Origin of the sequence: Massilia sp. CF038 (assembly GCF_900129765.1) — a bacterium.
Taxonomy (GTDB): domain Bacteria; phylum Pseudomonadota; class Gammaproteobacteria; order Burkholderiales; family Burkholderiaceae_D; genus Telluria_A.
In genome coordinates this window covers 991,401-1,014,678 of sequence record NZ_FQWU01000001.1, presented here as the reverse complement: position 1 = coordinate 1,014,678, position 23,278 = coordinate 991,401, and the positions used below count along the sequence as shown (strand labels likewise).

The following is a 23,278-nucleotide window of genomic DNA, read 5'->3' as shown; positions in this document are numbered from 1 at the left end:
TGGTATGGATGACCCAAGAAAATTGTCGCGCGGGATGTGAACGACCCAAACGACATCGCCCTCGCGCAGGCGGGGGCCTATCCCACGTGACCGAATTCGGAACGGTGGCATAGGCCCCCGCCTCCGCGAGGGCGATGTCGCTTACAGCTTACTTCTTGGCTGGTGCTGGCGCGGCGGCGCCGCCCGGGCTGCGGAAGTACTTGAAGAATTCCGAACCCGAATCGAGCACCATCACGTCGCCATGGTTCTTGAACGTGGCACGGTAGGCTTCCAGCGAGCGGTAGAATTTGTAGAACTCGGGGCTCTTGCCAAATGCCTCGGCATAAATGCGCGATGCTTCGGCATCGCCCTCGCCCTTGGTCTGTTCGGCCTTGCGGAAGGCCTTCGACAAGATCTCGGTGCGGCGGCGATCTGCTTCGGCGCGCAAGCCTTCCGATTCGGCCGAGCCGGTCGAGCGCAACTCATTGGCTGCCTTGACGCGCTCGGCCTTCATGCGTTCGTAGACCGTGGGCGCGATCTCCTCGACATAATCGACCCGCTTCAAGCGCACGTCAACAATCTCGATGCCCACCTGCTTGGCCTCGACCACGACCTTTTTCTCGATCGCCTGCATCACTTCGTAGCGGGCCCCGGAAATCACGTCGTGCACGCTGCGCTTGGTGATCTCATCATTGAGGGCCGCCTTGACGATCTGCGCCAGGCGGTTCTCGGCGCGCCGCTCGTCGCCATTGAAGCTGACGTAGAACAGCTTGGGCGCGGCAATGCGCCACTTGACGAAGGAATCGACAAGAATGTTTTTCTTTTCCGAGGTAATGAAGCGTTCGGCGTCGGGCGTGTCGAGCGTGAGCGTGCGGTTGTCCAGGTACACCACATTCTGGAACGGCGCCGGCATCTTGAAGTACAGGCCTGGCTTGCTGATCACGTCACCGGCCTTGCCGAACGAGAACAGAATGCCGTAATGCTTCTGATCGACCACGAACATCGTTGACGACACGAGCATCAGCGCGATGATCGCGCCGATGAAGATGGTAATAATGCGGTTCATTAGCGGCCCTCCCGATCGCGTGAAGACTCGCGACTGCGATTGTCGCGCTGGCGTGACTGCTCGACCTGCATGGGCAGTTCGGGCGGCACCGGCGGGGTCATCTGGACCGGGCCGGACTTGCTGCCCACGGCAGCGTCATTGGCGGCAGTCTGGGCGATCAGCTTGTCGAGCGGCAGGTACAGCATGCTGTTGCCGGCCTTGGCGTCAACCATCACCTTGCTGGCACTGGTAAAGATTTGCTGCATCGTATCGAGGTACATGCGGTCGCGCGTGACAGCCGGCGCCTTCTGGTACTCGGCCAGCACCTGATTAAAGCGCGCCGCATTACCTTCGGCATTCTGGACTACCATGATCTTGTAGGCCTCGGCATCCTTGACCAGACGCGTGGCTGCGCCTTCCGCGCGGGGAATGACATCGTTGGCATAGGCTTCGCCCTCGTTTTTGGCGCGTGCCTTGTCCTGCCCCGCCTTGTTGACATCCTCAAACGCGCCCTGCACCTGTTCCGGCGGCTGCGCATTCTGGATCGTCACATTGGTGATCTGGACCCCCATCTTGTACAGGTCCACCAGACCCTGCATCATTTTCTGGGTGTCGAACGCGATCTGTGCCTGCCCGCTCGACAGGACATAATCGGTCTTGGCCTTGCCCACCACCTCGCGGATCGACGTTTCAGCGACCTGGCGCACGGTGAGCTCGGTATCGCGGTTGTTGTACAGCCAGGCAATCGGGTCCTTGAGCGTGTACTGCACTGCAAATGCCACGTCGATGATATTTTCATCATCGGTCAGCATCAGCGATTCTTTGGTGTTCTTCGCGCGCACGGTGCCCTTGTAGCCGATTTCCTCGGTCCGGACCTGGGACACGTTGACAGTCTGGTGCGCCTGGAACGGCGCAGGCCAGCGCCAGTTCAGGCCGGCCGGCGCGGTGTGGCTGACTTCACCGAAGGTGGTCACCACCCCGGTATGGCCTTCCTGCACGATGAAGGTGCCGCTGCCCAGCCAGATCAGACCGATCACGCCGGCAATGATGCCGACCGTCGGGCCAGCGCCCTTGGGCTCCGGACGGAAGCCGCCCTGCCCGCCATTGTCGCCATTGGCGCCGCTGAACAGGCGATTCAGGCGCGCGTTGAAGTCACGCCACATCTGGTCCAGATCGGGCGGGCCTTCGCCTGGCCGGCGGCCATCCTGCGCCTTGGGGTCGCTTTGGTGCGCGAGCTTGATGCCGACGCGATTAAGTAATGAAGCAAGCATCTATCGTGGTCCGACGTTGGTGGAGGTTTGAATTTCGGCCGTCTCTGCCGGGCTGGCAAAGTCGGGATCGGCATCGTCCTGCGCGTCATCGTGCGCTTCGTACAAATGGGTCAAACCAGGCGCGGCGCGGGCCATTTCCACTACGGATTCCCGCAGTAGATCGAGGCCGGCGCCAGTGTGGGCGCTGATAAAAACGCGGCTGATTTTATCATATTCATCACGTTCCACGGCAGGCTCGAGCCCGGCCGCGTCGATCTTGTTCCAGACCAGAATCTGGGGAATATGGTCGGCGCCGATTTCCTTGAGCACCAGGTTGACCTGTTCGATCTGTTCCATGCGCACCGGACTGGCCGCGTCCACCACATGCAGCAGCAAGTCGGCGTGGATGGTTTCCTCCAGCGTGGCGCGGAAGGCCGCCACCAGCTGGTGCGGCAATTCGCGCACGAAGCCGACCGTGTCGGAAAACACCACATTGCCCACCGTTTCGCCCAGATACACACGGCGGCTGGTGGTATCGAGCGTGGCGAACAGCTGGTTGGCCACATACACCCCGGCCTTGGTCAGGGAGTTGAACAGGGTCGACTTGCCGGCATTGGTATAGCCGACCAGCGACACCGAGAAGGTGTGATTCTTGCCGCGCGCGCGGCGCTGGGTTTCATGCTGCTTGCGCAGCTTGAGCAGACGGGCGCGCAAGGCCTTGACGCGCTCGCCAATCAGGCGGCGGTCGGTCTCGAGCTGGGTTTCACCCGGACCGCGCAAGCCGATCCCGCCCTTTTGCCGTTCCAGGTGAGTCCAGCCGCGGATCAGGCGCGTGGCCAGGTGCTGCAGCTGGGCCAGTTCGACCTGCAGCTTGCCCTCGTGACTTTGGGCACGCTGGGCGAAAATATCGAGAATCAGGCTGGTGCGGTCAAGCACGCGGATCTGCAGACGCTTTTCCAGATTGCGCTGCTGGGCCGGTGACAGGGCATGGTTGAAAATGACGATATCGAGCTTCTGGTCGGCACAGGCGTGACCAATCTCGTCGGCCTTACCGCTGCCGACAAAATAAGCCGCGTCCGGGCTCGAACGTTTGGCGGTGATGGTGGTGATGGGGTCGGCGCCGGCGGAACGGGACAGCAGCGCCAGCTCTTCGAGGCTGGCGTTGAAGTCGCCAGCGCCGAAATCGACGCCTACCAGGGCTGCGCGCATACGCCTCCCATGGCAGTCCATGGCGCAAGACCGGTGGTCTCGCTACCCATGGCCTTACTCAGCTTCGGAATCAAGATTGAGATTGACCGCACGCGCCGGGACGACGGTGGAGATGGCATGCTTGTAGACCATTTGCGTGACGGTGTTCCGCAGCAGGACGACGTATTGATCGAAGGACTCGATATGGCCTTGCAGCTTGATGCCGTTGACCAGGTAAATCGAGACCGGAACATGCTCTTTGCGCAAGGCATTGAGGAATGGGTCTTGTAACAGTTGCCCTTTGTTGCTCATAACAGCTCCGTGATGTTGTTGTAGTTAAGAATTGGAGGCGACTCGCTTGTTTTCAAGCGCCCGGAACAACATTCTTAAAAGGCGAATGATGTCGTCCGGTCACTGTAACCTGTTTTAGAAAATCCTGTCGTTAGACGGGACTTAAATCGCGTGCAAATTGGTCCTGTCGACATCGCCCTCGCGGAGGCGGGCTTGCATGCAAGCCCCCCATAGCACTGCCCAAAAACAGGTCACATGGAATAGGCCCCCGCCTCCGCGAGGGCGATGAATCAGGCCTTGCTGCCGCCTTTGGCAAATGGATTTTTGCCCATACGCAATTCAATCCGCAGCGGCGTGCCCACCAGGTTGAACGTGTCACGGAAATGTTTTTCCAAGTAACGTTTGTAGGGCTCGCCGATCGCGTCCAGCGCATTGCCGTGAATAACGATGATTGGCGGGTTCTGGCCACCCTGGTGAGCATAGCGCATTTTAGGCCGAATCGAGCCCTTGCGGCGTGGCTCCTGCTTCTCGACCGCTTCGATCAGCGCCCGCGTCAGACGCGGCGTGGACAGGTCGGCGGTGGCAGCAGCGTAGGCAGCATCCACCGATTTCATCATCGGGCCGATGTTGGTGGCCTTGAGGGCGGAAATGAAGTGGGTTTTCGCAAACGACAGGAAATCGAGCTTGCGGTCGATATCGATCTTGATTTCATCGCGCTGGTCCGACTGCAGGCCGTCCCACTTGTTGACCGCCACCACCAGGGCGCGGCCAGACTCAAGGATGAAGCCGGCAATGTGGGCATCCTGCTCCGAAATGTCTTGCTGGGCATCGAGCAGCAGAATCACCACGTGGGCGTCCGAGATCGACTGCAGCGTCTTGACCACCGAGAATTTCTCGATTGCTTCAAACACCTTGCCGCGGCGGCGGATACCAGCCGTGTCAATCAGGGTGTATTGCTTGCCGTCGCGCTCGAACGGGATTTCAATCGAGTCGCGCGTGGTGCCCGGCATGTCGAAGGCGATCACGCGCTCTTCGCCCAGCAGGGTGTTGATCAGGGTCGACTTGCCCACGTTGGGGCGGCCCACCAGGGCGATTTTGACGCCGCGCTCGAGCTTTTCGAGTTCTTCCGGGTCGGCCGGACGCGAGGCGAAGGCTTCATTGAGCGCTTCCTCGACCAGGTCGGCCACGCCGTCGCCATGGGCGGCGGAAATCACGTACGGGTCGCCCATGCCGAGCTCGTAGAAGTCGGCCACCACGGACGAATACTTCATGCCCTCGCCCTTGTTTACCACCAGCATGACCTTGCGGCCGGACTTGCGCAAGAAGTCGGTGATGGTCTTGTCGTGCGGGGTCAGGCCCTGGCGGCCATCGACGATGAACACCACCACGTCCGCTTCGGCGACGGCCTGCTTGGTCTGCAGCGCCATCTGGAACATGATGCCTTCCTTGGCGACCGGCTCGAAACCGCCCGTGTCAATGACCAGGAAGGGACGCTCGCCCACACGGCCTTCGCCGTAGTGGCGATCGCGCGTCAGGCCAGGCAAGTCGGCCACGAGCGCATCGCGCGAGCGGGTGAGGCGATTGAAAAGTGTCGATTTCCCGACGTTGGGGCGACCAACTAATGCGATTACCGGCTTCATGGTGTTATTCGACCGCAATGGCGGTCACTGTCCCAGATTGTGTTTGAAAAATCAGATTCGAGCCAGCCACCAGCGGGGCCGCGTTGATCGGGCTCCCGTCAGTGGCGGCGCGGGCCAAGAAGGCGCCGTCTTCCCGCGACAGGAAGTGGACGATGCCCTGGTAGTCGCCCACGGCCACTGCACGGCCGTAGGAAACAGGTGTCGATGGATGGCGGTAGCCCAGCTTGTCGTTCTTCCAGGCCGAGGCACCGGCCTCGCGCGAGAAGGCCGACACGGCGCCCTTGTCGTCGACCGCGAACACGAAGCGCTGGTCCACGGCCACGCCGACGTCGGACGAGAATTGCTTGGTCCACTTCTGGGTCCCGGTGGCAGCATCAAAGCAGCCCACCCGGCCCTGGTAGGACGCGGCGCACACGTCTTTTTCGAACAGCACCGGGGTGCCGCCGATATCGGTCACCCGTTCCAGTTCGGTCGCGCCGCGCGACTCGCCCACTGCCACTTCCCAGCGCGGCGCGCCGGTGGTCAGGTTCAGGGCCAGCAGCTTGCCGCCCGGCTGGGCAATGATGACATCCTTGTCGATCACGGTCATGCCAGGGGCAATGCGCAGCGACAGCGGCGGCGAGACGCGCTGCACGGTCCACTTCTTCTCGCCCGTTTTGGCGTCAAAGCCAACGATGCGGTTGTCGACCGAGCGCACCACCACCATGCCCTGCCCCACCACCGGCGAGGACAGAATTTCGCTCGATACCTGGGCCTTCCAGAGCAGCTTGCCATCCATGTCGTAGGTCAGCACGCCGCCCTTGATGGCGCCCACGGCAATCATGTTGCCATCTGAACCGACGCCAGCCGTCAGGCTGGTATCGGCCTTGATGCGCCACAGCTGGCGGCCATTGGCCGCTTCCACGCGCGCAATGGCGCCGTCGGCGCCGGCCACCACGACCGTGTTCTCGACCAGGGCCGGGGCAAAGATGTAGGTGTCGGCCTTGCCGATGTCCAGCTTCCAGGCCGTGCGCACGGCCATCGAACCCTTCAGTTCGACCAGCGGCGCCGGCTCGTTGCCCTTGTTTTTGGACGCGAAAGGGTTGAGCGAATTGAGGGTCGAGCAACCGGCCAGTACGGCCAGGACGGCAGCGCCGGCGAGCTTCTGGGTAATACGCATAGTAAGTAACCTTGGTAAAAAAGAGCGCACACGGCCCGCCGCTCCTCGAAAGGCGCCGGCGGGCCGCGCAGGGCACGACAAGTTAGGCAGCCGCTTTCGGCGCCGCGACGGTACCGCCAATCGATTCGAGCTTGAACTGCACCAGGCCGCGGCCCGGGGTTTTATCGTCCATGGCCTTGAGCGCTGCCTCATAGGCGGCGCGCGCTTCCGGGATCTTGTTCTGGGCCACCAGGATATCGCCCTTGCGGTCGGCGGCAATGCCGGCGAACTCGGGCAGGATGCTGGCGTCAAGTTGTTTCAAGGCTTCATCGTACGCCTTTTCGTCCATCAGCACGCCAGCCAGGCGGACCTTGGCGATCGACTTGTATTCGGCATTGCCGTTGGCGATCACCCAGTTCAGATGGGCTTTCGCGCCTTTCAGGTCTTCGCTGTCAAAGGCGAACTTGGCGGCAGCCATGGCGCTCATCTGGGCGTAGGTGCTGTCCTTGTACTTGCTTTCGACATCGCTGACGATGCGCTGGACCTTGGCCGCATCTTTGGCGGCAATGGCTGGCGCCAGCTGGTCGAACAGGGCCGAGGCTTCGCCAGCCTGGCTGCGCTCGCGCGCATTCCAGAAATTGTAGGCGGCAATACCGCCCAGCACCACGATCAGCGCCCAGGTGATCAGATTGCCGAATTTGTTCCAGAACGCCTTCAGGGAGGCGATTTGTTCTTGTTCTTCGAGATCGTATGCCATGGTCTTCTTCTATGTTAAAGGTCAGGAATTAGTGATGATAATGCACGTGGTCGTGGTCGTGGTCATGACCGACGATCTGGTCCACCAGATAGTCGACCACGGCGTCGAACGGCACGCTGGCCTGCTGCTGCTCGCCTTCGGCGCCGCGCATGGCCTTGACCGCGGCCGTGCTGTTGGCAATTTCATCGTCGCCAATGATCACGGCAAAGGCCGCGCCGCTGCCGTCGGCCTTCTTCATCTGGCTCTTGAAACTGCCGGCGCCCGTGGCCGCCGCGCAATGTAGCACAACATCGAGGCCGGCATCACGAATTCGTTCGGCCAGCACAAAGGCTTGCATCTGCGCCGCCTCGCCCTGGTGCACCATGTATACGTCGCAGCTGGCCGGATCGGCTGGTTCGCCGGCCAGCTTCATCAGCTCGACCAGGCGCTCGATGCCCATCGCAAAACCCACAGCCGGGGTCGGCTTGCCGCCAAACGATTCGATCAGGGGATCGTAGCGCCCGCCCGCGCACACCGTGCCCTGGGCGCCGAGCGCGTCGGTAACCCATTCGAACACGGTGCGGTTGTAGTAATCGAGACCGCGCACCAGGCGCGGATTGATCACGTACGGAATATTGTTATGGTCAAGGATGCGCTTGACGCCCTCGAAGTGGGCAATCGACTCGGCCTGCAGATAGTCCAGCAGCTTGGGCGCCTTGTTCACCAGATCCTGCATGGCGGGATTTTTGGTGTCCAGAATGCGCAGCGGATTGGCGTGCAGGCGGTTCTTCGCTTCCGTGTCGAGCTGGTCGATATTGGCTTCGAAGTACTTGATCAGCTCGGCGCGGTGGGCCTGGCGCTCGGCGGCATCACCAATCGAATTGAGTTCGAGGCGGATGTTTTCCAGACCCAGGTCATCCCACAGGCGGCGGCACAGCATGATCAGCTCGGCGTCGATGTCCGGGCCGGCAAAGCCGATCGCTTCGGCGCCGACCTGGAAGAACTGGCGGTAGCGGCCGCGCTGCGGCTTTTCGTGACGGAACATCGGGCCCTTGTACCAGACCCGTTTCGGGCCTTCGTAGGCCAGATTGTGCTCGATCACGGCGCGTACCACGCCAGCGGTGCCTTCCGGGCGCAGCGTCAGAGCATCGCCGTTCATCGCATCGGTAAAGGAATACATTTCCTTTTCCACGATGTCGGTGACGGCGCCGATGGCGCGCTTGAACAGGGCCGTGTCTTCCACGATCGGGGTGACGATCTTCTGGAAGCCGTAGCTTTTCAGGACCGAGTGGACGGTGTTTTCAAACAGCTCCCACAAGGGCGCATCGGCCGGGAGGATGTCATTCATGCCTTTGATGGCAGTGATTTTTTCAGGTTTTTTGTTATCGGACATGGTGCTCTTTTATGATGCCGACGTCGTCCTCGCGAATGCGGGGACCCATAGCACGCTGAACAACTTCGGTAACGTGCTATAGGCCCCCGCCTGCGCGAGGGCGATGTCAGGCCGGCTGCTTGCCGTAATTGGTTTTCACATAGTTCAGGACAATGTCCTGGAATTCTTCCACAATTTTTTCGCCGCGCAAGGTCACCACTTTCTGGCCGTCGACAAACACCGGCGCGGCCGGGGATTCACCCGTGCCAGGCAGGCTGATGCCAATGTTGGCATGCTTCGATTCGCCGGGCCCGTTGACGATGCAACCCATCACGGCCACGTTCATGCCTTCCACGCCCGGATACAGCTTTTTCCATTCCGGCATCTGCTCGCGCAGATAGGTCTGAATGTTGTCGGCCAGCTCCTGAAAGGTGGTCGAAGTGGTGCGTCCGCAGCCAGGGCAGGCAATGACCATCGGCGCAAACTTGCGCAGCCCCATGGTTTGCAAAATCTCCTGGCCAACAATGACTTCGCGCGTGCGGTCGCCGCCCGGTTCCGGTGTCAGCGAAATGCGGATGGTGTCGCCAATGCCTTCCTGCAGCAGCACCGACAGCGCCGCCGTCGAGGCGACGATGCCCTTGCTGCCCATGCCCGCCTCGGTCAGACCCAGGTGCAGTGGATAATCGCAGCGGCGCGCCAGTTCGCTGTACACGGCAATCAGGTCTTGCACGCCGGACACCTTGCACGACAGGATGATCTTGTCGCGCGCCAGACCCAGTTCTTCGGCCCGCACGGCGTTTTCGATGGCCGAGGTGATCAAGGCTTCGTACATGACTGCCTGGGCGCTGAACGGCTCGGCGCGCGCCGCGTTCTCGTCCATGATGCGCGCCAGCAGGGCCTGGTCCAGGCTGCCCCAGTTGACGCCGATGCGCACTGGCTTGTCGTACTGCGCCGCAATTTCGATCATTTGCGCAAACTGGGTGTCGCGCTTGGCGCCCTGCCCCACGTTGCCGGGATTGATACGATACTTCGACAGCGCCCGCGCGCAGTCGGGATAGTCGCGCAGCAGGGTGTGGCCGTTGTAATGGAAGTCGCCCACCAGCGGCACGTCGATCTCCATGCGGTCGAGCTGTTCGCGGATCAGGGGCACGGCAGCAGCCGACTCGGCATTGTTGACCGTGATGCGCACGATCTCGGAACCGGCCCGGGCCAGCTCCTTGACCTGGATCGCCGTGCCAATCACGTCGGCCGTGTCGGTATTGGTCATGGACTGCACCACCACCGGCGCGTCGCCGCCCACCCAGACCTTGCGCTCGCCGTGGGACACCAGCACGGCGCGGCTGACGCGGCGTGCGAGGGGACCGGAAGGAATCGCCAAATTCGATAAAGACATGAACTAGAACCTATTACTTGAGTGGGACACGGGCGGTTTTACTGCCGTTGGTCGGCAGCGCCACGGTCTGGCCGCGCAGCGTCGCATCGACCGCGCCAGGGTTGCCGACGATCAGCGTCGCCGGGCCATCGAGGGTGACCGTTTCCACCCGGCCGCCCTTGACCAGACCGGAGAACAGCTTGGGTCCTTTGTCGCGCCGCACTTCGATCCAGGAATCTTCGCGCACCACCAGCACCAGCGCGTTGGACGCAGGCGCAGGAGCGGCGACCGGGGCCGCGGCGGGCGCGGCTGGGGCCGGACTGGCACCTTGCGCCGTGCCAGCTTGCGGGTTCACGCCTTGCAGCGCGCCGGCAGCGGCAGCGCTGGACGAAGGCGTGCTTGGCGGCGGCACCGAAATGAGGGGCACAGCGTTGCTGATCACGGGCGGCAAGGGCTCGGCCGGCTTGGCGGCCTGCGCGCTGTCGGCCGGCAGCGCTGCCACCGGCGGCGGCAGCACGGCAACGGCGCCATCCGGCGCGGCAGGGGTGGCAACGGCCGGCAGCGGCGCGGAAGCGACCGACGCCGGCGTGGTACCCGGGGCGCCGATGCCCGCCAGCAGCGTGTGCGGAATCAGGCCGCTGTGCCAGGCCCCGTACGCAGCAGCGCCCAGCACCACCACGGCACCGACCAGCAGATACGGCAGCTTGGAGGCGCGCTTGCCATTGGTGGGAAAACGCACTTGCGAAAACGAGGTCGGGCGCTCGCGCCGCACCACGCTGGCACTGCTGTCGTTGACGGCTGGCGTATCGAGCGCGATCTGCGCCACCAGTGGCGCGGCATCGAGCTTGACCACCTTGGCATAAGCGCGCACGAAGCCGCGCACCACGGCCGGCCCTGGCAGATTGGCGTAATCGCCCTCTTCCAGTGCGATGACCTGGCGCACCGCCAGCTTCAGTTGATCGGCGACCTGCTCCACTGTCCAGCCCATTGCTTCGCGCTGGGCAGCAAGGGTCTTGCCTGGAATGCCATGCTGATCCGGCACCGGCCGGTCTGCCCGTTCTGCATTCATACTGGTTCCTGTCTCACTCATCAAAAGCCCCACGCATGAAGGCGGCAAACTCGGGCGAGCCAGGATGACGGCGGCGCAGCTGCGTCGCCAGCGTCGATTCCGTGGCCTTGTCGCCCAGTTTGCGGTACACCCGGATCGACAGCCACAGCACTTCAGCTGACATGTTCTCGGGTTTCATCATGGTGTTCAGGCGGGTGATAAAAAATCCGGCACGTTCGTAATCGCGCCGCTCGAAATAGACCCGCGCCATGGCAGCCTGAATGGCAGGCATGTCCGGCTCGTAGCGCAGCGCATCCATCAGGTAGCGCTCGGCGAGGTCGTAGTTCTTCATCTTGGTGGCGCAGGTACCGGCGTTGACCTTGGCCAGCACGGGCGACTGGTACAAAGGGTTCTTGAGCGCCATTTCCAGCTGTGCCATGCCCAGTTCGTAGCGGCCCACCTGGCACAGGAACTGGCCATAATTGTTGTTCAACTCGGGATTGCGCGGTGCCAGCGCAATGGCGCGCTGGTGATTTTCTTCGGCCAGCGCCATTTCGCCCATGGCCGTATACACCAGGGCGCGCACACTGAACGCATCGGAATACTCGGGGCGGGCTGCCAGCGCCATCTTGACTTCATCCAGCGCCACTTCGTAATTGCCGTTCTGATAGTAGCCGACGGCCAGCTGCAGCCGGATCGAAGCACGCTTGTCGGCGCTGGTCGCATCCGACGCCGTTTTCAGTTCCGACTTGCTGCCAGCCAGATCATTGTTGCCAGCGGCGCCCTTGCCGCCGGCACAAGCCGACAGCACGCCCGCCAGCACACACAAGGCAAGACCGCTTGCGATGCGCGCCTTCAAGATGGAATCTCCACGATGCGCCCGAAATCGGCGCCAAATTTCTTCTGGTATTCAGCCATTTTTTCCATACGCTCCTGTACGCGGGTCCGATCTTGCACTTCTCCGGCCAATTGGCCGCACGCGGCGTCGATATCGTCGCCGCGCGTCTTACGAATGGTGGTCACGATGCCAGCGTCCATCAGCACCTGGGCAAAGGCCTTGATGCGCGGGTTCTTCGAGCGCAGCAAGCCGGACTCGGGGAACGGATTGAACGGGATCAGGTTGAACTTGCACGACACGCCCACGGTGCGGTCATTGACCAGGGCCACCAGTTCGCGCGCATGCTCGTCGCTGTCATTGACGCCGTCCAGCATGCAATATTCAAAGGTAATGAAGTCGCGCGGGGCAAATTCCAGATAGCGCTTGCAAGCGGCCATCAGTTCGCGCAGCGGGTATTTTTTATTCAGCGGCACCAGGCCGTCGCGCAGCGGGTCGTTCGAGGCGTGCAGCGATACCGCCAGCGCCACCGGTACTTCCTGCGACAGCTTGTCCATCATCGGCACCACGCCGGAGGTCGAAAGCGTGACGCGGCGGCGCGACAGGCCATACGCGTTGTCGTCGAGCATGAGCTTGAGCGCAGTGACGGTCGGCTCGAAATTGAGCAGCGGCTCGCCCATGCCCATCATCACCACGTTGGTGATCTGGCGCTCGCCCTTGGGGCCAGGCTCGATGCCCTTGGTCTTGCGCAGTTCGAATTCGGCCATCCACAGCTGGCCAATAATTTCGGACACCGACAGATTGCGGTTAAAGCCCTGCTTGCCAGTGGAGCAAAAGCGGCAATTGACGGCGCAGCCGGCCTGGGTCGAGATGCACAGCGTGCCCCGGTTCTCTTCGGGAATGAACACGGTTTCCACCGCATTGCCGTTGCCCACGTCAACCAGCCACTTGCGGGTGCCGTCGGTGGAGGTATGGTCGCTGATGACGGCAGGGGCGCGCACTTCGGCGCGCGTGGCCAGCTTGTCGCGCAGCGACTTGGCCAGGTCGGTCATGGACTCGAAATCGCTGGCGCCGAACTGGTGAATCCAGCGCTGCAGCTGCTTGGCGCGAAACGGCTTCTCACCCAAGTCGGCGCAATAGGCGACGAGTTGCGCGGGATCGAAGTCCAGCAAGTTGGTGAGAGTCGTCATAATGGTCTTCTGTCTAAAACTTTGGATCCCGCCTGCCGGGCTCCGGGAGCATGGACAGGCGGTCTGCTACAGGTCAGTCAGCCTTGGCTGATTAACGGGAGTACACGTTCAGTGCTGGGAAGTAGTAAGCGATTTCCACAGCAGCGGTTTCAGCGGCGTCCGAGCCGTGCACGGCGTTGGCATCGATCGAATCAGCGAAATCGGCGCGGATGGTGCCTTTTTCTGCTTTTTTCGGATCGGTTGCGCCCATCAGGTCGCGGTGCTTGACAATCGCGTTCTCGCCTTCCAGAACCTGGATCATGACAGGACCGGAGATCATGAAATCGACCAGATCCTTGAAGAACGGACGTGCAGCGTGCACGGCGTAGAAGCCTTCGGCTTCAGCGCGCGACAATTGGGTCATGCGGGCTGCGACGACTTTCAGGCCAGCGCCTTCGAAACGGCTGTAGATTTGGCCGATTACGTTTTTTGCAACTGCGTCTGGTTTGATGATCGACAGGGTGCGTTCGATTGCCATTGTAAAAACTCCAATAAAAAGAAAGGTTTAATGTCGAGTGTAAGACTCAATCAACCTTCGATTTTACCATACAACACCCCTTTTGACGGATATTGCACCGCCGAAGCCCCAGCCGCGGGGACCAGGCACGCCAATGCGGGGCAGCAGGGCCGATTTTGCACCCTTTTTGCTGCTTGTGCTATGCTTTACCCAATCGTTTATTCCTCGGAGGCACTATGTCAGTCAGTTTCGATAAACAGTATGTCCCCGCGGCGCCGTATGACGCGCGCCATGCAGTTCTGCGCAACACGTATTGGCTGCTCGCACTGTCGATGATCCCGACCGTGCTGGGCGCCGCCATCGGCGTGGCCTTCCACGTGCCGATTCCAAGTGGCATTCTCGGTTTCGTCGTCTTCCTGGCGATGGTCTGGGGTTTCACTTATGCCATCGAAAAAACCAAAAATTCGGCTGCTGGCGTGGGCGTTCTGCTGGCCTTCACCTTCTTCATGGGCCTGTGGCTCACGCCGCTGCTCACCCGCACCCTGGGTTTCAGCAATGGCGCGCAGCTGATCATGCTGGCCTTTGGCGGCACCGGCGCCGTACTGGCCGTGATGGCGACCTTTGCCACCGTGACCAAGCGCGATTTCTCGGCCATGGGCAAGTGGCTGGCAGCCGGCACCATCGTGCTGATCCTGGCATCGCTGGCCAATTACTTCCTGCAGATGCCGGTGTTCGCCATCGTGATTTCCGTCATGGCAATTGGTATCTTCTCGGCCTACATCCTGTATGACGTGCAACAGATCGTCAACGGCGGCGAAACCAATTACATTCGCGCCACGCTGGCACTGTACATCGACGTGTACGTGATCTTCTCGCATCTGCTCAGCCTGCTGGGCCTGGGCGGCTCGCGCGACTAAGCGCGTCAGGCGCAACAACAAGCCGGCCTCGTGGCCGGCTTTTTTCATGGTGCGGGCGCACTGCCCGGCTCGGTGTCCCCTGACCCGGTCCGTGCCAGTTTGGACCAGGCCCAGAAATGGCGGTCCGGCGTCTTGACGGGCCCGGCATGCACCCCATCGTAAGAATACAAATAGTCGGTCCCGCCATGGGCCACGGTGGCAATGCCGACCGCCAGGGCGCCGTCTTGCATGCGTGCCAGCTTGAAGCTGCGGCGCGCCCCGGTGCCGCCAAAGTTGGCCTGGGCGCCGATTTCCTCGGGCGCCATTTCAATCATCGAGCCCTTGCACCGCCATTGACCCCGGTGGTATTCATTGAAACTCCAGCCACCTGCCAGGGGCGTATTCGGCGGCAGCGCCCGATTGACGCTGCGGGCGCGGAACCACAAGGCGCTGCCACCCTTTTCCTTGACCCAGATTTGCATTTCCTTGCCGTGCACAGGCACCGGCTTGCCATCTTCCCAGGCGCGCCGGTTGCTGGCGATCTTGCCGCCGGCGTACTCTCCGGCAATGGGCGGCCAGGCGTACACGCCTTCCATGGAGGGGCAGCCAAACCAGGCGCGCTCAATGGCACCAAACTCGGGCGGCGGCGCATCGGCATGCTGCTGACTACAAGCAGTCAGGGCCGAGGCGAGCGCCAGCAGCAGGGGGACAGCGCGGGCCATGGCGGCGCTGTCTCAGGCGGACCCGGCAATGACGGGCGTGGCCAGCGGCGTGCCCTGCGCGTCCTTGAAAAATGGGTTGCGCCGGTAGCTGCCATCGACACGCGCGCGCACCAGTTGCCAGACGAAACGGGGGATGGTTTTGAGTGTGCCAAATGGAATCGGCGCCGGCGTGCCACGCGCATTCTTGGTGGAATTATGCATCTGGATCGGACCAAACGCCGCTTCGATCGCCTGCGGGGTGCCCAGGCAGTTGTGGATCAAGCCCACGTGCGCGACCTTGATATTCCGGTTGATATTGCCCAGTGGCGTATTGCAGCAGCGCGCATACCAGCGCAGCAAACCCTGCTCCGACAAGGACATGCAGGCCAGCATGTCCTGGCCTGCCGTGAAGCGCACCTGTTCGGGCGTAACCGCAGTCACATCGGTGCCGCCCAGTGGATCGAGAATCTGATCCGGCTTGCCAAGAAACCGGGCAAAGGCCTGGCAGTCGGCGCAATAACAGACCGCGCGCACAGCCTGGTCCGGATGGCTGACGAGACCCTTCACCTTACCGCAACTGCATTCCAGTGGATGCTCCATGGCATTGCTCCCTTTCAATGCGATTTACAATTGGCTGGTCAGTGCAAACACCGATTGCACCACTTTTGCGGCGCGCACGTAATCGAGTGTATCAGCCGTGTCGCCGGCCTTGTGGTAATTTGGATTGCGCATGAAGGCGGTGTCGGTCACCATCAGTGCCGGGTAACCCTGGTGCCAGTAATTGCGATGATCGGAAAAATCGATACCTTGCACCACGGGCGGTGCGTTGAGCGACTCGACTGGCAGATCGGTGGCGCCAGCCATGATGGCCTTGGCGCGCCGGGTCGCACCAAAGTCGCCGAACCTGCCGACCAGCGCGATGAAATTGCCGCGCTCCGGGTACAGGCGCTTCATGGCCGGGACGGGATAGGACTGGCTGCCTGGCGCATCGCTGAAATAGCCAATCATTTCCAGCGACAGCATCAGCTGCACGGCGCGCCCGCTGGCCTTGAGGGCGCGCGCGTGCCATGCGCTGCCCATGTGCTCGGTGCGGAAATGCGGCGGCTCTTCCAGCGTATAGGCCACCAGTTCAATGGGGCGCGCTGGCGCCTGCCGCCCCAGCAGTTGGGCCAGTTCGATCAAACCAGCCACGCCGCTGGCGTTGTCATCGGCGCCGGGGGTGTGGCTATCCGCTGTGGCCACGGCGGCCGTGTTGGCGCCATGGCTGTCGTAATGGGCGCCAATGACCAGCAGCGCCCCCTGGCGCGGGCCGAAGCGGGCGATCACGTTGTGGTAAGTCTGACCTTGCACCAGCACCGGCTGCATCTCGACGCTGGCACCGGCGGCACGAAACTCGGCCGCAATGTAGTGGGCTGCCGCGTTCAGGTGGCCGGGCTGGTCGGCACTGCGCGGATACAGCGTTTGCGACAAGTGGCGCACATGCTGCTCCAGGCGCGCCGGATCGACCGCAGGCGGCGTGGAAGCGACGGTGCCGGCCAGGGGCTGGACCACCAGCGCCAGCGCGCCCGCACCGAGCAGCCAGATCAGACCCGTGGTCAGCAACACGGCTGTGCGGGTTCTCACGCTGGCGCCCTCGGGTTCAGCGGCCCCTTGCAGACGAAGCGTCGATAGCGCGCGCGCTTGCTGGCCATGCTGCGCAAACCACTGCCTTTGCTGGCGATGCCTCTATTGACCAGGGGTTGGGCCACGTACTGGGCCAATGGTGCGTCAGCAATCTTGCGCCAGGAGCGCGCACCGGTGCGCGTCACTGCCAGCTCAGCCTCGCCTCCTTCCAGCGTGGCCATGGCCACGGTCTGGGCCCGCCGCAAAGCGCGGCTGGCCTTGGCCTTGCGCTTGCGGATCGCCTTGCGCGCCAGGGCGCGCGACTCGGCCAGCACGTTGCGGCCATCCTTCTCGTAGCTGAGGCGTTTTTTCAGCGCAGGCAGCATGGCGCTACCAGTCCAATGCCCAGGAATAGCTGACCGCGTGCCAGCTTTGAATCACGCGCCCGTCCTTGAGGGCGGGCTGGAATTTGCACAGACGGATCGCGGCCAGGCCCGCATTGTCCAGCAAGGGATGGCCGGACGATTTTTCCACCTCGGCCTCGCTCACGCTGCCGTCGGTGTCGATCATGAATTTCAGCTGGACCGATCCTTTTTGCCCGAGGCGGCGTGCTTCGCGCGGATAGGCCGGCCCGGCGCAGGGCTTGCCCGCGGCTCTAGGCGCCGCACTGGCTTGTGCGGCAGGGCCGCGCATGGCAGGCCGCAGGTCGGGATGGTCTTGGTAGAACTGGTCGAGCTGGGGGTTGGCCGGCTGCGGCAGTTCCGGACTGACTGACTGCTGTGCCCAGGCTGGGCCGGCGCCCAGCGCCAGCACGGTCAGCGTTTGCAATATCAGCGTGCGTGCCACCATGTTCATCCTTTCAACGAGGGTCGATGCGAGGACCGGACAGCTCAGACAGCCAGATCGAACACGGCCATCGATTCGACATGCGAGGTGTGCGGGAACATGTTCACCACGCCCGCTTTCTTGAGCACATAGCCGGCTTCGTGCACCAGAATACCGGCATCGCGCGCCAGTGTCGATGGGCTGCACGAGACGTACACAATGCGCTTGGGCAGCAGGTCCGGATGCGTGGCGCGCAGGCCAGCCAGGGCCTGGGCCAGGGCATGGGCGCCGTCGCGCGGCGGGTCGATCAGCATGCGGTCGAATTTGCCCAGCGCGACCAGGTCGTCCGGCGTCACTTCAAACAGGTTGCGGGTCGAGAAGGTGGTCTTGGCCGACAAGCCGTTCGCCGTCGCGTTCGACAGGGCACGCTCAGTCAGACTGGTACTGCCTTCGATGCCCACCACTTCCCTGCCCTGGGTTGCCAGCGGCAGAGTGAAGTTGCCCAGCCCGCAGAACAGGTCGGCCACGCGATCGTCGCGCTGCACCTCCAGCAGATTCAGGGCCTTGGCCACCAGCACCCGATTGATGTGGTGATTGACCTGGGTGAAGTCGACTGGCTTGAACGGCATTTTCACGCCAAATTCCGGCAAGGTGTAATACAGCTCTTTGTCCAGCGGGTAGAATGGCGCCGCCGTTTCCGGGCCCTTGGTCTGGAGCCAGAATTGCACTGTCCACTGGTCGGCAAAGGCCTTGAGCAGGGTTTCGTCGGCGCTCGTCAGCGGCGCCATGATGCGCAGCACCAGGGCGGTGACTTCTTCGCCAATGGCCACCTCGATCTGCGGCACCTGGTCGAAGATCGACAGCGCGCCGATCAGGCCGCGCAGCGGCACCAGCATGGCGGCCACATGCGGAGGCAGGATCTTGCAGTCGGTGATGTCAGCCACAAAGGCCGAGCGCTTTTCGTGGAAGCCCACCAGCACCGTGCCCTTCTTGGCCACGTGGCGCACCGACAGGCGGGCGCGGTAGCGGTAGCCCCAGGTTGGCCCGTACATCGGCCGCATCACGTTCTCGGCCTTGACCTTGCTGATGTGCCACAGGTTGTCTTCCAACACCCGCTGCTTCATGGCGACCTGGGCCGACGGTTCCAGATGCTGCATCGAGCAGCCGCCGCAGTAGTCGAAATGCTGGCACTTGGGCGTGACCCGCATCGACGACGCGCGGTGCAGCTCGGTCATGCGCGCCGCTTCCCAGTTCTTCTTTTTCTTGAACGTCAAAAAGCTGACGCGCTCGCCAGGCAAGGCGCCTTCGACAAAAATGACTTTGCCGGGCGACCCATCTTCATTGGCCAGGTGGCCAACGCCGCGGGCGTCCATGTCGAGGGATTTGATGTCGATGATGTTGTCTTGCATGGCGAAGAACACACGCTAAAGGTGCGAAAAAAGGAGAAAAAAGGGGGAGTTGGCGCCAATGCGGCGCGCGCGAATGATAGCAGGCTATGGCCCCGGACGCCACGGCGGGCAGCCCGGGCCTGGCCTTCAGGGCAGCGTTGCCGGGCGCGGACTGGTGACGAACCAGCGCTGCCAGCGCTGCTTGAGGGCGCCGCGCTGGGCCGGGTCGATGGTCACGGCGCCGTCGGCGTTATTGTGCAGCGTCAGCCCGTTCCAGGTGGGCAGGGATTCGAAGCGCACCGCGCTCAGCTGGGTCAGCAGCACGTGGGCAGTGACAAAGTGCTTTTCGTCGCCCAGGGCTTGAATCAGTTCCGGGATGGCAGCGACTTCCAGCGCGCCCGGCATATCGTTGCGCCGGCTCGACAGCAAGGGTACCCATCCCAATGACACTTCGGTCCAAGTTACCCGATACAAGGCCAGGGCCTGTCGTGCTCGATTCATTCCTCTTCCCGCTTGCGTGGTTCAGGGGCGATTGCCCCGGTGATTGCCGAATGTTAAACGGACATGCCAGCATCATAACGCAGAACAGACGGAAGTTGGAAGACGACAACATATTGTCTACAACAGGGAATCGCGCACCACGCCGCGCGCAGCCATGGCGCGCTTGAGCTTGACCAGCGCTTCCTGCTGGATCTGGCGCACCCGCTCGCGCGTGACGCCCATTTCTTCGGCCAGGGTTTCGAGCGTGGCCGGGTCGTCATTGTCCAGCCCGAAGCGGCGCATGATGACGATGCGCTGCTTGTCCGGCAGGCGCGTGAGCCAGTCGCGCACCAGCAGTGTCATTTCGTGGTGTTCGGCGCGCGCGTCGGGACTGTCGTCGGCATCGCCGGGCAGCATGTCCATCAGCGAGGACTGGGGATCATTGTCGAGCGGGGCGTCAAGCGAGGTGGCGTGTTCGGACAGGGCCAGGATATCCTGCACTTCCTCGACCGGGCGCCCGACCAGGTGGGCAATGTCTTCGGCGCTGGCATCTTTGCCGTCGTGGTGCTGCGCTTCGAGGTGGTATTTGGCGCGCAGGATCTGATTGAGTTCGCGCACCATGTGCACCGGCAAGCGCACGGTGCGGGCCTGGTTCATGATGGCGCGCTCGATGCTTTGGCGGATCCACCAGGTGGCATAGGTGGAAAAGCGGAAGCCCCGTTCCGGCTCGAACTTGTCGATGGCCCGCATCAGGCCGATGTTGCCTTCCTCGATCATGTCGAGCAAGACCACGCCGCGGTTGATGTAGTGCTTGGCAATGGACACGACCAGGCGCAGATTGTGCTCGATCATGGTCTGGCGGGCGTCGAAATCGCCCGCCTTGGCCAGAGTGGCGTAATGGACTTCCTGCGGGGCGGTCAGCAGCGCGCGCGTGCCGATCTGATTCAGGTAATGCTGGGTGGTGTCGGTCGAGAGCTCGGCTGCCAGTACTTTTTTGAGCTCGTCGACGCTTTCCAGTACGGCTGCCACGGCGGGCACATCTTCCGCATCGTCCGCCCCGTCGGCGTCGATCGCGTCGTCGAGCGGCTCGTCCGGAAAATCATCCGAGGCGGCGTCGTCGTCGAGCTGGTGCGGGGAATGGGTCATGGCGACGTTCCCCGCTACCGGCCCTGCAGCTTAGCGGCTGGGCAGGAACCGGGACGGGTCGACCGGCTTGCCCTGCTGGCGTATTTCAAAGTGCAATTTGACGGCGTCTGCATCCGAATCTCCCATCTCGGCGATGACCTGGCCCTTGTTGACGCTCTGGCCTTCTTTGACAGTGATGCTGCGGTTATGTGCATAGGCCGATAACAGGCTATTGCTATGCTTCACAATCACCAGATTACCATAACCGCGGATTCCACTGCCCGCATACATGACTTTACCGGAACTGGCCGCCATCACTTGCTGGCCCGCCTTGCCGCCAATGTCGATGCCCTTGTTTTTGCCTTCATCGAAGGTGGCGACAATCTTGCCGTCCGATGGCCACATCCAGCTCAGTTTGTCGTCGTCGGTGGCGGTGACCATGCTGCCGGCGGCAATGCCGGATGCCGATGGCACCGTGGCGGCGACCGGCTTGGCTGGCTTGTCGTCCTTGTCGTCCTTGTCGGCCCGGGCCCCGGTTTCGCCGCGCGCATCGGCTAGCGCCGCTTCGGAATACGGCTTCTTGTCGCCCTTCGGGCTGGTCTTGCGCGGCACTGGTGGCTGCACCGGTTTGATCTCGGGCGCGGCCGCCACAGGCAGCGTCTGCACGCCGGAACCGGACGCGCCGTCCGGCGGCGCCACGCGCAGCACCTGGTCGACCTTGATGTCGTTTGGATTGGCCAGGTTGTTCCAGACCACCAGGTCGCGATAATTCTGGCCGTAGTCCAGCGCGATGCGCAGCAGCGTATCGCCTTTCTTGACGGTGTAGAAGCCGCGTTCATCTTTCGGTTCCTCGGCCGCGCTGCTGCTGGGGCGGCTTTCGTGCGAGGCCGGTTTGCGCTCTTCGACCGGCGCATGGCGGCCGGTGCTGGTACAGGCGCTGAGCAGTCCGAAGACCAAGGTCAGCAGGGTAAGTTGGCTTAACTGTTTCATTCTCATCGTTGTTATGGGTCTAGGCTTGCGCAGTGGATCAAACCGTCCCGGAGCGTAACGGCACGAAGTGACAATCTTCGAGCGTCTCGCTGGTCCATTCGGATTTGCCGATGCGCGTAATCAGTTGCAAATGCTGGACGCGGACACCCACCGGCGCGACCAGACGGCCACCGATGGTGAGCTGTTCGAGCAGTGCCTGGGGCACCTCGATACCAGCCGCAGCCAGAATAATGCCATCAAATGGCGCGGCCTGGGGCAGCCCAAGCATACCATCTCCGTAGTGCAGCCTGATATTCGGGATCCGTAAGGGGCGTAAATTGCTTTTAGCCAACTCGTGCAGGGGCTTGATGCGCTCGATCGAATACACGTCCTGCGCCACGCACGACAGCACGGCGGCCTGGTAGCCGCAGCCGGTGCCGATCTCGAGCACGCGCTGCAGCTTGCCGCCGTTGCGCATCACTTCGATCATGCGGCCCACGATATACGGCTGGGAAATGGTCTGGTGGTGGCCAATCGGCAGCGAGGCATCGATATACGCCTGGGCCGACAGGGCTTCATCAATGAAGCGGTGGCGCGGCACCGCTTCCAGCGCACCCAGCACCAGCGCGTCCTGTACGCCCTGCTTGGCCACGCGCTGCACCATGGCGCGCCGGATCGCGTCCGACACCATCAAGTCCGGACGCGGTGCCTGCAATGGCTGGGCCTGGCCGCGGGCCAGGGCATCGCTCTGGGCCCTGCCCGGCGCCGGCGGCAGCGACCATGGCTTGGCGGCAGGCGTGTGCGCGGCGTTGCGGGTGGCCGTTTGCGGCGTCGCGACTTTGGCCGGCGAATACGATGGGGTGCTGCTGCCTTTGGCGCCGCTGCTGCCCTTGGCGCTGCCGGTGACGGACGACAGCGGCAAGGGAAAGGTGCTGCGCTTTTCCGTCATGCCAGACCCCGCGCCAGCAGCTCGAGCTGGGTCTTGTGGGTCAGGTCGATCTGCAAGGGGGTGATCGAGACCTCCCCCTGGGCGGTGGCGTAAAAGTCGGTCCCCTCGCCGGCATCGAGGCAAGCGCCGGGCGGGCCTATCCAGTAAATATCGCGGCCGCGCGGATCCTGGGTGCGGATCACCGGCTCGGCCTGGTGGCGCCGGCCCAGGCGGGTTGGGCGCAGCGCGCCCATCGCTTCGTATGGCAGGTTGGGAATGTTGACGTTCAGCAGATATGGCGAGGGCAAGCCGTCAAAGCGGCGCTGCACGATCTCGCAGGCCACGCGGGCAGCAGCATCGACATGCTCCCAGCCGTGCGCCACCTGCGAGAAGGCAATCGCCGGGATACCGAACAGATAGCCTTCCGTGGCGGCCGCCACCGTGCCCGAATACAGGGTGTCATCGCCCATGTTCTGGCCGTTGTTGATACCGGAGACAACCAGATCGGGACGGTAGTCGAGCATGCCCGTCAAGGCAATGTGCACGCAGTCAGTGGGGGTGCCATTGACGTAATAAAAGCCATTGGCGGCCCGCTGCACTGACAGGGGCCGGTCCAGCGTCAGGGAATTGGACGCGCCCGAACGATTGCTGTCCGGCGCGACGACGACAATCTCGGCGATGCTTGCCAGCGCCCCGGCCAGGGCTTCCAGGCCCGGGGCCAGATAGCCATCATCATTGCTAATCAGAATTCTCATGCAGCGATTTTACCTGAAGCAACGGTTCC

25 protein-coding genes are annotated in these 23,278 nt (G+C 62.7%); 1 reads left to right on the top strand and 24 read right to left on the bottom strand.

From position 1 onward, the window contains the following. Positions 1 to 148: 148 nt before the first annotated feature. From hflC to ndk, 13 genes are all read right to left on the bottom strand, one after another. Complete coding sequence (gene hflC / locus BUC24_RS04625) at positions 149 to 1,045, bottom strand: protease modulator HflC (protein ID WP_073212935.1); 897 nt, start codon at positions 1,043 to 1,045, stop codon at positions 149 to 151. Further along, a complete protein-coding gene (gene hflK, locus BUC24_RS04620; protein WP_073212934.1) occupies positions 1,045 to 2,295 on the bottom strand; it encodes an FtsH protease activity modulator HflK in 1,251 nt (416 codons plus the stop codon). The genes hflC and hflK overlap by 1 nt, the downstream gene beginning before the upstream one ends. Beyond that, a complete protein-coding gene (gene hflX, locus BUC24_RS04615) occupies positions 2,296 to 3,483 on the bottom strand; it encodes a GTPase HflX (protein WP_073212933.1) in 1,188 nt (395 codons plus the stop codon). 54 nt (positions 3,484 to 3,537) lie between these two features. Beyond that, positions 3,538 to 3,774, bottom strand: coding sequence for an RNA chaperone Hfq (gene hfq, locus BUC24_RS04610; protein WP_026354376.1), 237 nt, complete (start codon positions 3,772 to 3,774; stop codon positions 3,538 to 3,540). Between the two features lie 269 nt (positions 3,775 to 4,043). Further along, positions 4,044 to 5,393: a ribosome biogenesis GTPase Der gene (der, locus tag BUC24_RS04605; protein ID WP_073212932.1), complete on the bottom strand. Its 1,350-nt coding sequence runs from the start codon at positions 5,391 to 5,393 to the stop codon at positions 4,044 to 4,046. Between the two features lie 4 nt (positions 5,394 to 5,397). Further along, positions 5,398 to 6,552, bottom strand: a complete 1,155-nt coding sequence (bamB, locus tag BUC24_RS04600; protein ID WP_073212931.1) for an outer membrane protein assembly factor BamB — start codon at positions 6,550 to 6,552, stop codon at positions 5,398 to 5,400. Between the two features lie 82 nt (positions 6,553 to 6,634). Beyond that, the gene (locus BUC24_RS04595; protein ID WP_073212930.1) at positions 6,635 to 7,288 is read right to left on the bottom strand and encodes a YfgM family protein; all 654 of its coding nucleotides are present in this window, start codon (positions 7,286 to 7,288) and stop codon (positions 6,635 to 6,637) included. A 28-nt stretch (positions 7,289 to 7,316) separates the two neighbouring features. Then, entirely contained in the window at positions 7,317 to 8,660 is a 1,344-nt protein-coding gene (gene hisS, locus BUC24_RS04590) for a histidine--tRNA ligase (RefSeq protein WP_073212929.1), read from the bottom strand. A gap of 106 nt (positions 8,661 to 8,766) precedes the next feature. Further along, positions 8,767 to 10,032: a flavodoxin-dependent (E)-4-hydroxy-3-methylbut-2-enyl-diphosphate synthase gene (gene ispG / locus BUC24_RS04585; protein WP_073212928.1), complete on the bottom strand. Its 1,266-nt coding sequence runs from the start codon at positions 10,030 to 10,032 to the stop codon at positions 8,767 to 8,769. A 13-nt stretch (positions 10,033 to 10,045) separates the two neighbouring features. After that, complete coding sequence (locus tag BUC24_RS04580) at positions 10,046 to 11,080, bottom strand: helix-turn-helix domain-containing protein (RefSeq protein WP_073212927.1); 1,035 nt, start codon at positions 11,078 to 11,080, stop codon at positions 10,046 to 10,048. Positions 11,081 to 11,093: 13 nt separating this feature from the next. After that, positions 11,094 to 11,918: a type IV pilus biogenesis/stability protein PilW gene (gene pilW / locus BUC24_RS04575; RefSeq protein WP_229448028.1), complete on the bottom strand. Its 825-nt coding sequence runs from the start codon at positions 11,916 to 11,918 to the stop codon at positions 11,094 to 11,096. Further along, complete coding sequence (rlmN, locus tag BUC24_RS04570; protein WP_178372477.1) at positions 11,915 to 13,084, bottom strand: dual-specificity RNA methyltransferase RlmN; 1,170 nt, start codon at positions 13,082 to 13,084, stop codon at positions 11,915 to 11,917. The genes pilW and rlmN overlap by 4 nt, the downstream gene beginning before the upstream one ends. 91 nt (positions 13,085 to 13,175) lie before the next feature. Beyond that, positions 13,176 to 13,601, bottom strand: coding sequence for a nucleoside-diphosphate kinase (gene ndk, locus BUC24_RS04565; protein ID WP_073212924.1), 426 nt, complete (start codon positions 13,599 to 13,601; stop codon positions 13,176 to 13,178). Between the two features lie 215 nt (positions 13,602 to 13,816). Here ndk and BUC24_RS04560 point away from each other — a divergent pair, with 215 nt between their 5' ends. Continuing rightward, positions 13,817 to 14,497, top strand: coding sequence for a Bax inhibitor-1/YccA family protein (locus BUC24_RS04560; RefSeq protein WP_073212923.1), 681 nt, complete (start codon positions 13,817 to 13,819; stop codon positions 14,495 to 14,497). 44 nt (positions 14,498 to 14,541) lie between these two features. Here the strand turns inward: BUC24_RS04560 and BUC24_RS04555 are convergent, their stop codons facing one another. From BUC24_RS04555 to surE, 11 genes are all read right to left on the bottom strand, one after another. Further along, entirely contained in the window at positions 14,542 to 15,198 is a 657-nt protein-coding gene (locus BUC24_RS04555; RefSeq protein ID WP_073212922.1) for a hypothetical protein, read from the bottom strand. Positions 15,199 to 15,210: 12 nt separating this feature from the next. Next, positions 15,211 to 15,777: a DUF6151 family protein gene (locus tag BUC24_RS04550; protein WP_073212921.1), complete on the bottom strand. Its 567-nt coding sequence runs from the start codon at positions 15,775 to 15,777 to the stop codon at positions 15,211 to 15,213. Positions 15,778 to 15,801: 24 nt separating this feature from the next. After that, positions 15,802 to 16,800, bottom strand: a complete 999-nt coding sequence (locus BUC24_RS04545) for a M28 family peptidase (protein WP_083598702.1) — start codon at positions 16,798 to 16,800, stop codon at positions 15,802 to 15,804. Further along, the gene (locus BUC24_RS04540) at positions 16,797 to 17,165 is read right to left on the bottom strand and encodes a hypothetical protein (RefSeq protein ID WP_073212920.1); all 369 of its coding nucleotides are present in this window, start codon (positions 17,163 to 17,165) and stop codon (positions 16,797 to 16,799) included. The genes BUC24_RS04545 and BUC24_RS04540 overlap by 4 nt, the downstream gene beginning before the upstream one ends. A gap of 4 nt (positions 17,166 to 17,169) precedes the next feature. Then, entirely contained in the window at positions 17,170 to 17,628 is a 459-nt protein-coding gene (locus BUC24_RS04535) for an energy transducer TonB (RefSeq protein ID WP_178372476.1), read from the bottom strand. A gap of 41 nt (positions 17,629 to 17,669) precedes the next feature. After that, positions 17,670 to 19,013: a 23S rRNA (uracil(1939)-C(5))-methyltransferase RlmD gene (rlmD, locus tag BUC24_RS04530; RefSeq protein ID WP_073214779.1), complete on the bottom strand. Its 1,344-nt coding sequence runs from the start codon at positions 19,011 to 19,013 to the stop codon at positions 17,670 to 17,672. Positions 19,014 to 19,139: 126 nt separating this feature from the next. After that, on the bottom strand, positions 19,140 to 19,493 hold the full coding sequence (locus tag BUC24_RS04525; RefSeq protein ID WP_143167384.1) for a hypothetical protein: 354 nt from the start codon (positions 19,491 to 19,493) through the stop codon (positions 19,140 to 19,142). A gap of 117 nt (positions 19,494 to 19,610) precedes the next feature. Then, positions 19,611 to 20,618 carry an RNA polymerase sigma factor RpoS gene (gene rpoS, locus BUC24_RS04520; RefSeq protein ID WP_073212917.1) on the bottom strand — a complete coding sequence of 336 codons (1,008 nt, stop codon included), beginning with the start codon at positions 20,616 to 20,618 and terminating at the stop codon, positions 19,611 to 19,613. A 30-nt stretch (positions 20,619 to 20,648) separates the two neighbouring features. Next, positions 20,649 to 21,587: a peptidoglycan DD-metalloendopeptidase family protein gene (locus BUC24_RS04515; RefSeq protein ID WP_073212916.1), complete on the bottom strand. Its 939-nt coding sequence runs from the start codon at positions 21,585 to 21,587 to the stop codon at positions 20,649 to 20,651. 37 nt (positions 21,588 to 21,624) lie between these two features. Continuing rightward, the gene (locus BUC24_RS04510) at positions 21,625 to 22,515 is read right to left on the bottom strand and encodes a protein-L-isoaspartate(D-aspartate) O-methyltransferase (RefSeq protein WP_073212915.1); all 891 of its coding nucleotides are present in this window, start codon (positions 22,513 to 22,515) and stop codon (positions 21,625 to 21,627) included. Then, positions 22,512 to 23,249, bottom strand: coding sequence for a 5'/3'-nucleotidase SurE (gene surE, locus BUC24_RS04505; protein WP_073212914.1), 738 nt, complete (start codon positions 23,247 to 23,249; stop codon positions 22,512 to 22,514). Before surE ends, BUC24_RS04510 begins: the two co-directional genes overlap by 4 nt. Between the last annotated feature and the right edge of the window lie 29 nt (positions 23,250 to 23,278).